The 12,980-nt window shown below is 71.8% G+C and carries 16 protein-coding genes; 7 read left to right on the top strand and 9 right to left on the bottom strand.

Going from position 1 to position 12,980, the window contains the following annotated elements:
- Position 1: 1 nt before the first annotated feature.
- Together YIM_RS24705 and YIM_RS24700 are read right to left on the bottom strand one after the other, a co-directional pair.
- A complete protein-coding gene (locus YIM_RS24705) occupies positions 2–556 on the bottom strand; it encodes a YdeI family protein (RefSeq protein ID WP_153032610.1) in 555 nt (184 codons plus the stop codon).
- On the bottom strand, positions 553–951 hold the full coding sequence (locus tag YIM_RS24700; RefSeq protein WP_153032609.1) for a VOC family protein: 399 nt from the start codon (positions 949–951) through the stop codon (positions 553–555). Before YIM_RS24700 ends, YIM_RS24705 begins: the two co-directional genes overlap by 4 nt.
- An 84-nt stretch (positions 952–1,035) precedes the next feature.
- On the opposite strand from YIM_RS24700, the gene YIM_RS24695 reads away from it, so the two are divergent.
- Positions 1,036–1,995: a YafY family protein gene (locus tag YIM_RS24695; RefSeq protein ID WP_153032608.1), complete on the top strand. Its 960-nt coding sequence runs from the start codon at positions 1,036–1,038 to the stop codon at positions 1,993–1,995.
- On the opposite strand, the gene YIM_RS24690 is transcribed toward YIM_RS24695, so the two are convergent.
- Positions 1,982–2,797, bottom strand: coding sequence for an alpha/beta fold hydrolase (locus YIM_RS24690; RefSeq protein WP_153032607.1), 816 nt, complete (start codon positions 2,795–2,797; stop codon positions 1,982–1,984). The genes YIM_RS24695 and YIM_RS24690 overlap by 14 nt on opposite strands.
- Positions 2,798–2,912: 115 nt before the next feature.
- Between YIM_RS24690 and YIM_RS24685 the strand changes: the two genes are divergently transcribed.
- From YIM_RS24685 to YIM_RS24675, 3 genes are all read left to right on the top strand, one after another.
- Positions 2,913–3,269 carry a YciI family protein gene (locus YIM_RS24685; RefSeq protein WP_153032606.1) on the top strand — a complete coding sequence of 119 codons (357 nt, stop codon included), beginning with the start codon at positions 2,913–2,915 and terminating at the stop codon, positions 3,267–3,269.
- The gene (locus YIM_RS24680) at positions 3,266–4,522 is read left to right on the top strand and encodes an RNA polymerase sigma factor (protein WP_153032605.1); all 1,257 of its coding nucleotides are present in this window, start codon (positions 3,266–3,268) and stop codon (positions 4,520–4,522) included. Before YIM_RS24685 ends, YIM_RS24680 begins: the two co-directional genes overlap by 4 nt.
- A gap of 65 nt (positions 4,523–4,587) precedes the next feature.
- Entirely contained in the window at positions 4,588–5,262 is a 675-nt protein-coding gene (locus tag YIM_RS24675) for an alpha/beta fold hydrolase (RefSeq protein ID WP_153032604.1), read from the top strand.
- Here the strand turns inward: YIM_RS24675 and YIM_RS24670 are convergent.
- Positions 5,233–6,567 carry an MFS transporter gene (locus YIM_RS24670; RefSeq protein WP_153032603.1) on the bottom strand — a complete coding sequence of 445 codons (1,335 nt, stop codon included), beginning with the start codon at positions 6,565–6,567 and terminating at the stop codon, positions 5,233–5,235. The genes YIM_RS24675 and YIM_RS24670 overlap by 30 nt on opposite strands.
- A gap of 74 nt (positions 6,568–6,641) precedes the next feature.
- Between YIM_RS24670 and YIM_RS24665 the strand changes: the two genes are divergently transcribed.
- On the top strand, positions 6,642–7,256 hold the full coding sequence (locus YIM_RS24665) for a TetR/AcrR family transcriptional regulator (protein ID WP_153032602.1): 615 nt from the start codon (positions 6,642–6,644) through the stop codon (positions 7,254–7,256).
- Here YIM_RS24665 and YIM_RS24660 read toward each other — a convergent pair.
- Entirely contained in the window at positions 7,236–8,042 is an 807-nt protein-coding gene (locus tag YIM_RS24660; protein ID WP_153032601.1) for an SDR family NAD(P)-dependent oxidoreductase, read from the bottom strand. The genes YIM_RS24665 and YIM_RS24660 overlap by 21 nt on opposite strands.
- Before the next feature lie 74 nt (positions 8,043–8,116).
- On the opposite strand from YIM_RS24660, the gene YIM_RS24655 reads away from it, so the two are divergent.
- Positions 8,117–9,049 (top strand): AraC family transcriptional regulator, encoded by a 933-nt coding sequence (locus tag YIM_RS24655; RefSeq protein WP_153032600.1) that lies wholly within the window; start codon positions 8,117–8,119, stop codon positions 9,047–9,049.
- Here the strand turns inward: YIM_RS24655 and YIM_RS24650 are convergent.
- The 4 genes from YIM_RS24650 to YIM_RS24635 are packed head-to-tail and all read right to left on the bottom strand — an operon-like array spanning position 8,991 to position 12,520.
- Entirely contained in the window at positions 8,991–10,196 is a 1,206-nt protein-coding gene (locus YIM_RS24650) for an FAD-dependent monooxygenase (RefSeq protein WP_153032599.1), read from the bottom strand. The genes YIM_RS24655 and YIM_RS24650 overlap by 59 nt on opposite strands.
- A gap of 57 nt (positions 10,197–10,253) precedes the next feature.
- Positions 10,254–10,943, bottom strand: coding sequence for a hypothetical protein (locus tag YIM_RS24645; protein WP_153032598.1), 690 nt, complete (start codon positions 10,941–10,943; stop codon positions 10,254–10,256).
- A 1-nt stretch (position 10,944) separates the two neighbouring features.
- Positions 10,945–11,856 carry a hypothetical protein gene (locus YIM_RS24640; protein ID WP_153032597.1) on the bottom strand — a complete coding sequence of 304 codons (912 nt, stop codon included), beginning with the start codon at positions 11,854–11,856 and terminating at the stop codon, positions 10,945–10,947.
- A 34-nt stretch (positions 11,857–11,890) separates the two neighbouring features.
- Positions 11,891–12,520 (bottom strand): DUF998 domain-containing protein, encoded by a 630-nt coding sequence (locus YIM_RS24635; RefSeq protein ID WP_153032596.1) that lies wholly within the window; start codon positions 12,518–12,520, stop codon positions 11,891–11,893.
- A 133-nt stretch (positions 12,521–12,653) separates the two neighbouring features.
- Between YIM_RS24635 and YIM_RS24630 the strand changes: the two genes are divergently transcribed.
- Positions 12,654–12,974 carry a YciI family protein gene (locus tag YIM_RS24630; protein ID WP_153032595.1) on the top strand — a complete coding sequence of 107 codons (321 nt, stop codon included), beginning with the start codon at positions 12,654–12,656 and terminating at the stop codon, positions 12,972–12,974.
- The last annotated feature ends 6 nt before the right edge of the window (positions 12,975–12,980 follow it).

The following is a 12,980-nucleotide window of genomic DNA, read 5'->3' as shown; positions in this document are numbered from 1 at the left end:
GTCACGGGTGGTTCGCGCGAATATTTGCAGCGGCGAGTTCGACGGTCCGGTCGATGCGCTGTTGCCGGGTTTCGGGCCGTTTGGCGGTGAGGATCCAGGCGAGGATGCGGCGCTGGGACGAAGGTGGGAAGGCCTGGTAGTTGGCGAACGCGCGGGGGTGGTGGTCGAAGCGGGCGCGGAGGTCGCCGGGAATGATGCCGTTGTCGGCGTCGGCGAGCAGGGTCCAGGTGCCGGTGCGCTTGGCGAGGTCGATGAGGGCCTGGCCGTGGTGGGTCATCCTCCCCTGTTCGATGAGGCGTTCGGCGCGTTCGCGGTTGATGCGGCTCCAGGCGCTTTTCGGGTTGCGCGGGCTGAATCGCTGGTAGCGGCTGTGGTCGTCGCGTTTGACGGATTTGCTGTCGATCCAGCCGAAGCAGAGTGCTTCTTCGACGGCCTGTTCGTGGGTCAGGGTGGTGGTGCCGCGCTGGAGGACGAGCCGGGCTTCGGTGGCGGTGTCGCAGTGGTCCGCGAGCCAGGCGCGCCATTGGGTGGGGCTGGTGGCGTGGACGGTGGTCACTTCTCCCCCAGGATGTCGAGGTAGTGCTGGTTGAACATGATGCCGAGCACGTTGCCGAAGGGGTCGGTGACCGCGGCGGTGACAAAGCCGGGGCCGCGTTCGGTGATCGGGTCGAATTCCTTGGCGCCGAGGGCGAGCAGGCGGTCGAAGGCGGCCTGGATGTCGTCGACGTGCCAGTGGATGATGGCGCCGCCCGGCTGGGACTGGCGGGCGCCGGGCGGGGCGTAGGCGGCGTTGAGGATGCCGAGTTCGTGCTGGTAGTCGCCGACGCGGAACTCGAGGTAGCCGGGCATGCGGTCGAAGTAGGGCTCGATGCCGAGCAGTTCGGTGTACCAGGCTTTGGCGGCGTCCATGTCCTCGGCGTAGAAGGTGGTGGTGGTGAGTCCGCGGAGCATTTCGGGTCCTTCCGGTCGGTGTTGGGATGAGTCTTCCGGTCAAAGTGCTCACCTCATGAGCACTTTGTTTGCCAGACTTGGTTCATGCGCGCCGATCGCCTCGTGGCCACCCTGTTGCTGATGCAGTCGCGGGGCCGGGTGACCGCGGGTGAGCTGGCCGCGGAGCTGGAGGTGTCGGTGGCCACGGCGCGGCGTGATCTGGAGGCGTTGTCGGCGGCGGGGGTGCCGGTGTATCCGCAGCCGGGCCGGGGTGGGGGCTGGTCGCTGGTTGGCGGGGCGCGGACGGATCTGAGCGGGCTGACTTCGGCTGAGGCGCGGGCGTTGTTCCTGCTGGCCGGTCCGGGGGCGGCGGTGTCGGCGGAGGTGCGGTCGGCGTTGCGGAAGCTGGTGCGGGCGTTGCCGGACACGTTCCGGGCGGAGGCGGAGGTCGCGGCGAGCGCGGTGGTGGTGGATTCGTCGCGCTGGGGTGAGGCGGATCGGGAGCGGCCGGAGCTGGTGGACGTGCTGCAGGAGGCGACGGTGCGGCGGCGGAAGGTGCGGCTGGTCTACCAGGGGCGTGGCCGGGAGCGGTCGGAACGGCTGGTGGAGCCGTGGGGGCTGGTCGACAAGGACGACCTCTGGTACCTGATCGCCGGGACGGAGGCCGGGCAGCGGACGTTCCGGCTGGACCGGGTGGTCGAGGCGGTGGTGACCGAGGAGGCGGCCGCGCGGCCGGCGGATTTCGAGCTGGCCGAGGCGTGGCGGCGGGTGGTCGACGAGGTGGAGCGCAAGCGGGCGCTGGTGTCGGCGACGGTGCTGGTCGACGCGCGGTTCGTGTTTGTGCTGCGGTCGCACTTCGGCAGGCATTGCCAGGTGGAGGGTGAGGCCGAGGATGGGCGGTTGCGGGTCCGGCTGGCCGCGCCCGCGCCGGTGATGATCGCCCAGCAGCTGGCCGGGTGGGGCGGGCAGCTGGAGGTGGTCGAGTCGGAACCGGTGCGGGCGGAGCTGGCCAGGATCGGGGCGGAGCTGTCGAGCCGGTACGGGCCTCCGGTCAGCTCTGGCTGAGGATCTTGCGGGTGAGTTCGGCGGCGGCCGCGGGGTGTTCGTCGAAGCCGCCGTGGTGGCCGGGGTATGGGACCGGGGTGAGGCCGAGGCGGTCGGCGAGTGCGACGGCGGCGCGGTGGGCGAGCTGGTCGCCGGAGTCTTCGCCGACGGCGATGGTGATCCGGTCGGTCAGTTCGCGCAGGCGGTCGTAGTCGGGGCGGTAGTCGCCGGTGGCGTGCATCAGGTGCTGGAAGAAGAAGTCGAGGTTGGGCTTCATCGCGGCCATGTGCTCGCGCATCTCGGGGCTGGGTTCCTCGGGTTGTCCGGCCGGGTCGCCGAGGCCGGTGCCTTCGAGGAACACGGCGATGGCGGCGAAGGCGCCGCCGGTGCGGTAGGCCTCGTCCATCGCGGCGGTGCGGCGGGCTTCGGCCTCCTGGTCGGGCAGCAGTGAGGTCATCGGCGGTTCGTGCATGATCAGGCCGCGGATCTGCCCGGGGTGCCGTTGGAGCAGTTCCATCGCGACCATGGAGCCGCCGCTGCTGGCGAAGACGTGCGCGGGTTCGCTGGTGACGGCGTTGATCAGGCGGTGCGCGTCGTCAGCGAGTTGGCCGATGAGGTCCTCCCTCGGTGTTCCCTCGATCGCACTGCTGGACAGGCCGCGCGGGTCGTAGGTGATGACCGTGTGGTTCGGGGCGAGTTCGGTGGCGAAGCGGGTGAAGGCGTTGCCGTCGGCGGGGCCGCCGGGGATGCAGAGCAGGGCGGGCCCGCTGCCGCGTACGTTGTAGTGCAGGGTCGCGCCGGGGACTTGCAGGGTTTCGGCCATGGGTTCCGCGCCTTCCGTTGTGGTTTCTCGACTCCCCGACGGGCGGGATGGGCCCGGACGGACACATCCTCCGCAATCCTGCGCAATGATGTGCACGACCGGAAGGGAGCGCGCCGTGAAGTACCTGCTGTTGATCGGTGGTGAGAACACCGGGGCGGAGGAAAGCTCGGCCGAAGTGTGCGGTAGCGAGGACGTGCGGGCGTGGAAGGACGAGATGACGCGTCGTGGGGTCCTGTTGGACGGTGAGCTGCTGCATCCGGCCGAGGACGCGACCACGTTGCGGGTGCGCGATGGGCAGGTGCTGTTGTCGGACGGTCCGTTCGCGGAGACGCGGGAGCAGGTCGGCGGGTACACCCTGATCGAGTGCGCGAGCCTGGACGAGGCGGTCGAGGTGGCGTCGAAGCACCCGGTGGCGCGGACCGGCATGATCGAGGTGCGTCCGGTGCTCGATCCGGCGGACATCCCGGGTTGACCGGGGAACACACCGGCACCGATGAGCGTGGGGTCGGGGCGGCGGTCGCGGCGGCGTTCCGGGAGGAGTGGGGCCAGGTGGTGGCCACGCTGATCCGGATGACCGGCGACTGGGACCTGGCCGAGGAGTGCGCCCAGGAGGCGTTTTCGGCGGCGTTGCGGCGCTGGCCGCGTGACGGGATTCCGCGCAAGCCGGGTGCGTGGCTGACCACGACCGCGCGGAACCGGGCCACCGACGTGCTGCGGCGGGAGGCCGTGGGGGCGGCGAAGTTGCGGGAGCTGGCGGTGGTGCCGCCGCCAGAAGGCCCGGAGCCGGACGAGAGCGGCGTCCAGGACGACAGGCTGCGGCTGATCTTCACCTGCTGTCATCCGGCGTTGCCGTTCGAGGCGCGGGTGGCGCTGACGTTGCGGACGCTGGCCGGGTTGAGCACGGCGGAGATCGGACGGGCGTTCCTGGTGCCGGAGGCGACGATGTCGCAGCGGCTGGTGCGGGCGAAGCGGAAGATCCGCCATGCCGGGATCCCGTACCGGGTGCCGCCGGCGCATTTGCTGCCGGAGCGGACGGTGGCTGTGCTCGGGGTGCTGTACCTGTTGTTCAACGAGGGGTATTCGGCCTCGGCGGGTGCGGATCTGGTGCGGCGGAACCTGTGCGCGGAGGCGATCCGGCTGGCGCGGGTGCTGGCCGGGCTGATGCCGGACGAGCCGGAGGCGGTGGGCCTGCTGGCGTTGATGCTGCTGCACGACGCGCGGCGGGAGGCGCGCCTGGACGCGGCGGGTGATCTGGTGTTGCTGGAGGACCAGGACCGGTCGCGGTGGGACGCCGCGGAGATCGAGGAAGGCACCGCTTTGCTGGAGTCGGCGTTGCGGCGGCGTCAGCCGGGGCCGTACCAGTTGCAGGCGGCGATTGTGGCGTGTCACGCGACGGCGGCGCGGGCCGAGGACACGGACTGGCCGCAGATCGCGGCGTTGTACGAGCGGCTGGCGCGGGTGGTGCCGTCGCCGGTGGTGCGGTTGAACCGGGCGGTCGCGGTGGGCATGGCGGAGGGCCCGGCGGCGGGGTTGCTGCTGGTGGACGAGCTGGCCGAGGGCGGTGAGCTGGCGGGGTACCACCTGCTGCCCGCGGCCAGGGCGGATCTGCTGCGGCGCCTGGGGCGGGCGGAGGAAGCGGCCGTGGCCTACCGGGAGGCGCTGGAGCTGGCGTCGACAGATGCGGAGCGGCGGTACCTGGAAAAGCGGCTCGAAGAAGTTTCCTGAGGGGGTGTCTGTCCGGCGCGCGGTCGTTCGTCGGGGGTTCGAAGGACCGGGACGAGGAGGACAAGATGGCGACGTTCGTACTGATCCACGGTGGTGGCTCCAGTGGCTGGGAGTTCCACCTGCTGGAGGCGGAGCTGCGTGCGCTCGGGCATGACGTGGTGGCCCCGGATCTGCCGTTCGAGGACGGCGCCAAGGGCTTGTCCGAGTACGCCGACGCGGTGGTGGACGCGGTCGGGGCGCGCGAGGACCTGGTGGTGGTCGGGCATTCGTTCGGCGGGCTGGTCGCTCCCCTGGTGTGCGACCGGCTGCCCGCGCGGTTGCTGGTGATGCTGACGGCCATGATCCCGAGCCCTGGTGAGCCGGCGTCGGACTGGTGGGCCAACACCGGGTACAGGTCCGAATCCGGGGTGGACATGGAGGCGGATCCGATCGGCGCGTTCATGCACGACGTTCCGCGGGAGCTGGCCGAAGAGGCACTGGCGAAGGAGCGGCCGCAGGCGGGCGACTCGCTGGGCAGGCCGTCGCCGCTGGAGGCGTGGCCGGTCGTCCCGACGCGGGTGCTGGCGTGCCGGGACGACCGGTTCTTCTCGCTGGAGTTCATGCGGCGGATCGCGCGTGAGCGGCTGGGGGTGGAGCCGGACGTGATCGACGGCAGTCACTGCGTGCAGTTGTCCAGGCCGAAGGAGCTGGCCGCCCGGCTCGACGGCTACCTAGCGGCCGAGCAGCAGCCCGCTCAGTAGCGCACCGGCCAGCATCAGGCCCGCGGCCACCGCGGCGGCGACGGTGTGGCCGTGGACCTGGGCGGCGAGCGTGGTGCCTCCGGCCGCGACCCCGTTGAGCACGGAGATGCCGATCGAGCCGCCGAGTTGCTGCGCGGTGCTGATCAGCGCGGAGACCAGGCCGTTGTCGCGGGGTTCGGCGGCGGTGAGCGCGGCGCTGATGCTGGGTGACATGACCAGTCCGGTGCCGACGCCGAAGACGAGTTGCGCGGGCAGGATGCCGCCGAGGTAGGTGCTGTCCGGGGTGAGCTGGGTGAGCAGGGCGAGCCCGCCTGCGGTGAGCAGCATGCCGGGCACGATCAGCAGGCGCGGGCTGAGCCTGGCCATCAGCCTGCCGGAGACCTGCGAGGCGATCAGCATGGTGGCCGCGGTGCCGGGCAGGATGGCCAGTCCGGTGCGCAGCGGGTCGAAGCCGAGCACCTGCTGCAGCTGGTAGGTGAGCACGAGCATGGTGCCGAACATCGCGGCCATCGTGACGGCGACGGCGGCCAGTGCGCCGAGGCGGCGGCGGGTGAGCAGGTGCGGTGGCAGCAGCGGGTTGCCGGTCCTGACCTGGCGCGGGGCGAAGGCGCCGAGCAGCGCGGCGGCGGGGAGCAGCCAGAGCGGGTGGCTGGTGGTGGCGAAGACGAGTGCGGCGGCACCGGTGACGCCGAGCAGGGTGCTGGGCAGGTCCAGGCGCAGTGGGTGGCGGGGTGTCTCGGGCAGCAGGACCGGGGTGAGCACGGCGGTCAGCGCGGCGATGGGCACGTTGACGTAGAGGCACCAGCGCCAGTCGAGGGTGGCGGTGAGCAGTCCACCGGCCAGCAGGCCCGCCGCTCCCCCGGCGCCGACGACCGCGCTGAACCGGCCCAGCGCGCGTCCGCGTTCGGCCGGTTCGGTGAACAACGCGGTGAGCAGGGCCATCGCCGTCGGTGCGAGTAGCGCGGCGAAGGCGCCCTGGGCGGCGCGGGCGCCGATGAGCATGCCGCCGGTGACGGCCGCTCCCCCGGCGGCGGAGGCGAGCCCGAAGCCGATTACGCCGATGAGCAGGGCGCGGCGGCGGCCGATGGCGTCGGAGATCCGGCCGGCGGGCAGCAGCAGGGCACCGAAGGCGAGCATGTACGCGGTGACGATCCAGTGCCGGTCGGTGTCGGGCAGGCCCAGGTCGTGCTGGGCCGGGGGCAGCGCGATGTTCACGATCGTGGTGTCGAGCAGCACCATCAGCTGGGCGGCGCAGAGCAGGGCGAAACCGGGCCAGCGGGTGGTGCGGGCGGGGGTGGTGGTCATGGCGGTGACCCTGACAGAGAAAAGTTAACCCAGTCAAGTTTTAAACCCGGACAAGATTGAGCTAGCATGCGCCCATGAGCCTTCGGGAACGGAAGAAGCTGCGCACGCGCCAGGCGATCTCCGACGCGGCGATCGCGCTGTTCCTCGACGCCGGCTTCGACCGGGTCTCGGTGGCCGAGGTGGCCGCGGCCGCCGAGGTGTCCAAGCCGACCCTGTTCAAGTACTTCCCCGCCAAGGAGGACCTGGTCATCGACCGGCTCGCCGACCACCGCGAGGAAGCCGCCGGGGTGGTGCGCGCCGCGGGCGGGCGGCCGCCGCTGGCCGCGTTGCACGAGCACTTCCTGGCCGGGCTCGAACGGCGGGACCCGATCACCGGGCTGTGCGACGAACCCGAAGTCCTCGCGCTCAACCGGCTCATCTACGACACTCCGGCGCTGCTGGCGGGCATGTCGCGCTTCACCGACCAGTCCGTCGACGCACTGGCCACCGCGCTGCGCGAGGCGACCGGTCGCGACGACCTCGCGCCCCGGCTCGCCGCCGGGCAGATCGTCACCGTGCAGCGCCTGCTCGCCTTGGAGAACCACCGGCACATCACCGCCGGCGAGGCGGCCGCGGCGCGTCACCCCGCGGCCGCCGCCGAAGCGGATCAGGCTTTCGGCCTGCTGCGCTCAGGCCTGGACGGGCTCTGAGGGCTCCGGGCTGAACGTCCTGGCGACGAAGTCGTCGAACGACCGCGGCTCACGGCCGAGCGCCCGGCGCACGCCGTCGCTGACGTAATCCGCGTTGCCCTGGGCGATCCCGCCGAGCAGCGCGCCGAGGAACTGGCCCAGCTCACCGGGGGTGGTCGCGGCGAACTCGGCGGGCGTGCGGTAGCCGAAGCTGATCGGGCGCCCGCGTGCCGCGGCGATCCGCGCGACCGCGTCCGGGAACGAGATCGCCTCCGGCCCGGAAAGGTCGTAGATCTGCCCGCCGTGGCCGTCCTCGGTCAGCGCGGCCACGGCGACGTCGGCGATGTCTTCGGCGTCGATGAAGGCGTCCCGGCCGTCGCGCGTGGGCAGGGCCAGTTCCCCGGCCTCGATCCCGGCCGCGAAGACGCCCTCGCTGAAGTTCTGCGCGAACCACGACGGGCGCAGGACCGTCCACTCCGGACTGTTCTCGCGCACCGCGCGTTCGAGCGCGGGTTCACCGGCGTAGTCGGCGCCCCTGGCCGACAGGACCACGACCCGGCGATCACCCGCGCGGGCCAGCAGTGGGCCGATCGCGGCGATGTCGAGGTGCTCGGCGGGCGGGACGAGGTAGATCGCGCCGGTACCGGCCAGTGCGGTGTCCCAAGTGGACTCGTCGTCCCAGTCGAACCGGATCGGGGTGGAACGGGAGGCCGCGCGGAAAGCCACCCCGCGTGCTTCGAGGCGGTCGGCGACGCGGCGGCCGGTTTTGCCGAGGCCGCCGAGCAGGAGGATCGGTGCGTTGGTCATGGCTACAGCCAAGCAAGATCCACTGAGACGGACCATGGTCGAAAAGCGCCCATCCATGTGGCATCGTCTCAACCGTGGATCCGCTCGACGACTACCTCGCCACCGTCCGCGCGCACGGCTCGCTGTTCGTGCAGTCGGTCTGCTCCCCGCCGTGGGGCCTGCGCTTCGACGAGCCGCGGCCGCTGATGCTGCTGGCCCTGGCCGACGGCGCCGCCTGGATCGTGCCCGGCCGCGGCGCCCCGCTGCGGTTCGAAGCCGGGGAGATCGCGCTCGTGCGCGGCGGGTTCACCGTCGGCGACAGTCCCGACGTCACACCCGGGATCGTCATCGACGGGGAGAATCGCTGCTACGCCGCGGGCGACGACCCCGCGTCGGCCGGGGACCGGTTCAAGCTCGGCACCCGCACCTACGGCACGCCCGGCGGGTCCTCACTGCTGATCACCGCCGCCTACTCGATGCGCGGCGGCACCGCCGGGCGGGTGCTGGACGTGCTGCCGCCCGCGCTGACCGTGCCCGCCGGCGACGACCCGGTGCTCGGCATGCTCACCGGCGAGATCGCCAAGGACGAGCCCGGCCAGCAGACCGTGCTGGACCGCCTGCTCGACCTGCTGCTGATCCGGGTCCTGCGCACCTGGTTCGCCGACCCCGGCACCCGCGCGCCCGCCGGTTACCGGGCGCTGGCCGATCCGGCCGTCGGGCACGCGCTGCGCCTGATCCACCAGCGACCGGACCAGGGGTGGACGGTCGCCTCGCTCGCCGCCGCGGCCGGGCTCTCGCGCGCCTCGTTCGCCCGGCGGTTCACCGCGCTGGTCGGCGAACCGCCGCTGGCCTACCTGACCGCCTGGCGGATGACGCTGGCCGCGGACCTGCTCACCGACTCCGGCGCGGGCCTCGGCTCGATCGCCCGCCAGGTCGGCTACGCGGACGCGTTCGCCTTCAGCGTCGCGTTCAAGCGGATTCGCGGGGTGCCGCCGAGCGCGGTGCGGGCCGGTAGTCCGGGAGCGTGACGTTCCTGGCCGCCTTGGTGGTCATGCCGTCGAAGAGCCCGGCCAGCCGCCGCCACGACAGCGCCTTGTACACCTGGTTGCGGTGCCAGATCCGCAGCCGCGTCGGCGGGGCGAGGAACGGGCCCGCGCCCTCGGCCAGCTTCTGGCAGCCCGCCGCGTAATCGCGCATCCGCTCCTCGTAGCGGGCGAACGCGACCCGGTGGTCCCCGTGCGCGACGGCGAGTTCACCGGCCAGCACGTACGCCCCGACCAGCGCGGTGCCCGTGCCCAGCCCGCCCAGCGTCGCGCCGTAGCCCGCGTCGCCGACCAGCGCCACCCGGCCGCGCTGGAAGCCGGGCATCCGCACCTGGCTGATCGAGTCGAAGTACATCTCCGGCGCCGCCCACATCGCCTCCAGCAGCCGCGGCACCTCCCAGCCCGCCCCCGCGCAGCGATCGGCGACCAGCTGCTTCTGCGCGTCCAGGTCGTGCCGGTCGTACTCCAGCCGCTCCGACGGGAACACGAACCCGCCGTCGGTCTTGCCGCCCGCGCTGCCGATGTTCGCCCCCAGGCCCGGCTCGTTGTACATCAGCCCGCTGTGGTCGAGGCCGAGGAAGTCGGGCATCTCGAACGCGGCCACGTAGTACCCCAGGAACCGGACGAACCGCGACTCGGGCCCGAACGCCAGCGCCCGCACGTTCGAGTGCAGCCCGTCCGCGCCGAGCACGAGGTCGAAGGTGCGTGGTTCCCCGCGTTCGAAGTACACCCGCACCCCGTCGGCGCTCTCGGTCATCGACGCGATCGAATCGCCGAACAGGTACTCGGTGTGGTCGCTGGTGCGCTCGTACAGCAGGCGGCTCAGCTCGTCGCGCTCGATCTCGACGTCACCGCTCATGAACGACGACGGCAGCTTCGCCAGCTGCTTGCCGGCGGCGTCGACGACCACCTGGTCGCCCATATTGGTCTGCCGCCGCCGGACCTCGTCGAGAATGCCCATCTCCCGCAGCACCCGCAGATGCACGTCACCACGGAAATCCACGGCGAAACCACCGCCGCGCAACCCCGGCGCGCGCTCGACGACGGTCGGGGTGAAGCCGTACCGGTGCAGCCAGTAGGCCAGCGCGGGACCGGCGACGCTCGCGCCGGAGATCAGGATGTTCTTGGTCATGACCCCAGGTTCGGCGGGGACGCTGACCAAGCTCGCACCATCCGCTGACGGGGGCTGTCAGCCGGGGGTCGTCCGCCAGTACTGGCGCTTCTTCTCCTCGCGGACGAACACCCCGGCCTTCACCAGTTCCCGGCGCAACTCCTTGACCTCGTCACCCTGGTCCTTGGCCAGCGCCTCCTTGCGAGCCCGCAGCAGCGCGTTGGCCCGGTCCGACAGCTCCGGTGTGCCCTCCACCCAGAGCCGGTAGTCCTCGCGGTACGGGTCACCGTCGGCGTGCCAGGGATAACCGTGCTCCTCGAACGCCGCGCGGACCCGCTTCTTGGGCAGGTCCGAGGATTCGCGTGCCAGCTCGTCCCCGGCGGTGCCGACCAGCACGAGCTTGCCGCCGTCGAAGAACACCGCGCCGACGGCGGCGCGCTCGAACCGCTCGCTCTCGCCGGCGCGGGTCAGCACCACCCCGGTGGCGTCGATCTCCAGGCTGAGCAGGTCCAGATCGGCCAGGAAGGCCAGCACCAGGCCCGCTGCCGCCCCGATGCCCAGTGCGCCGAGCGTGGCGGCGGGCTCCGGGATCGACTCCACCAGCCGGAACGGTCCCTGGAACGGGAACCAGGTCAGCGTGGTGACCCAGCCGGCGGCGAGTTTGAGACCCCAGAGCAGCGCCGCGCCCAGCACCGGGCAGAGCAGCCAGCCCAGCGCCCGCCAGCCGCGAGCGATCGCGACCACGGTCGAGGAAGAGGTGCGCGTCATGTCACCGAATAATAGACCGCGTACTCGGTTTATCTTTGAGCAGGAGGCGCTCGATGGCGTCTTCGCAGGTCGCGAGCTTCTCGACGACGTCGGCGGCCTCGGCCCACTCGTTCCGGAGACCGGCCGCCCGAGCGCGGGCGAACAGGTGCGCCTGCTCGGTCTTCGCCGTCACCAGCTCGTCGTCACCGCCCTGCTCGAACAACACCGCGAAGTCCAGCGCCCGCCGCGAGCCCAGCGGCAGCGCGAACGCGGTGAGGAACCCGCCCAGCGACGGCGCGACCAGCCCGCGCAGGTCCGCGGCCAGCAGGCGGATCGTGTCACCGGCACCGGGGTTGTCCCGGTAGATCTCGCTGAAGAACGCGCGAGCCTGGCCGTAGTCCACCTCGCGCGACCGGCCGATCTCGCGCCAGCGCTGGTAGACGCCGTGCTCGTACTCGACCCGCTCGCCGCGCCAGGCGGCCTCCAGATCGGCGAACCCGAGCCGCGCGCAGGGGAATCCGGCCGGATCGTGCAGGAACACGCCTTCGTCGTCGAGGTCGTAGGCGACCACGTAGTGATCGGCGCCGGGGACCTCGCGGTGGAAGGGCAGGTAGGTCAGGTGGCCCATGTCGAGCGGGCCCAGCAGCACCGGCCCGGTCGCGAGTTCCTTGCGGAGGATCTCGTCGACCGGGCCGTCGGCGGGGCCGTGCGTGCCGGTGAACGCGCAGCCGAGCAGGCCGAGCGCGGCGTCGATGCCCTGGGGCGGGGTGATCGCGCTGAAGAAGACCCGCCCGTCCTCGGGGACGCGGAGCGCGCCGAGCCCGACGCCGGTGAGCGCCTCGATCAGCCCGGGGCGCACCCGGTCTCCGTGCACCGACAGCATCATCGCCACGGAGTCGGCGTAGCAGTAGGGAACGTTGCCGTAGTAGTCCATGCCGGTTGGTCTATGACCTGACACCGTGTCAGGGTCAACCAGCCTGGCGCGAGCGGTACCGGGCGGCGACGAAGGAGATCCACAGCAGGGCGGTGATCCAGCCGATCGCCAGCGTCAGCGAGCCCGCGGTGCCCCCGCTCATCGCCCACAGGTCCCCGGCCAGCAGCGCGGTCCCGGCGATGTGGGAGGCGATGGCCCGGCGGCGGTCCCCGGCCCGGCCGAACTGCCTGCCCAGCACGTAGCAGGCCGCGACCAGGGTGGCGAAGCCGATCGTGCCCGCGGCCATGTGCCCCAGGCTCGCCCCGCCGAACGGGTCGGCCGGGTCCATGGTGAACACCCCGGCGCCGATCATGGCGGCGCCGCTGACCGCGAGCAGCCGTGCCGCCCACCGCCCGGGCAGGACCCGGCGCAGCCCGGCCGCGCCGAGCACCGTGAGCAGGCCGCCGACCAGGAAGTTCACGATCTGCACCCAGCCGAGCGAGCCCACGCTGAGCATGCTCAGCGGCAGTTGCGTCAGATCGAAGCCGTCGCGGGTGGCCGCCTGGATCAGGGAGACCGAAGCCCACAGCGGTGCGGCGGCCACCGCGCAGGCGAGCAGGGAACGGGTGGAGATCGCGGGACGGGAAGCGGTGGTGGTCGTGGTGGTGGTCGTAGTGGTGGCCATTGCCAGGTCCTTTCGGGGAGGAGTCCGATTTCGCTGACGCGTCGCTGCCGCGATGTGACAGGGAACGGGTACATTCCCTGTCACAGGGGTTGTTCGACGCGTCAGCGAAGGCAACCGAACGAAGGAGATGGCGATGCGCTTCCTGATGATGTCCAACCCGACCGGCGAGACCACCAACCCGAACCTCGAGGCGGAGATGGGGGCCTGGATCGAGGAACTGACCGCCTCCGGGGTGCTGCTGGCCGCCGGCGGCATGGCACTCGCCGGGATCGAGGTCCGCGAAAGCGGTGGCGAGATCACCGTGACCGACGGCCCGTACGCCGAGGCCAAGGAGGAGGTGGGCGGGTTCGCGCTGGTCGAGGTCCGCAGCGAGGAGGAGGCCGTGGAGATCGCCCGGCGGTTCGTCAAGATGGTCGGCAACAGCCGCAGCGTGATCCAGCGGGTCTACAGCTAGCGCTCG

The sequence above is a fragment of the Amycolatopsis sp. YIM 10 genome, from assembly GCF_009429145.1.
GTDB lineage: Bacteria > Actinomycetota > Actinomycetes > Mycobacteriales > Pseudonocardiaceae > Amycolatopsis.
This window is presented reverse-complemented; position numbering and strand designations above follow the sequence as displayed.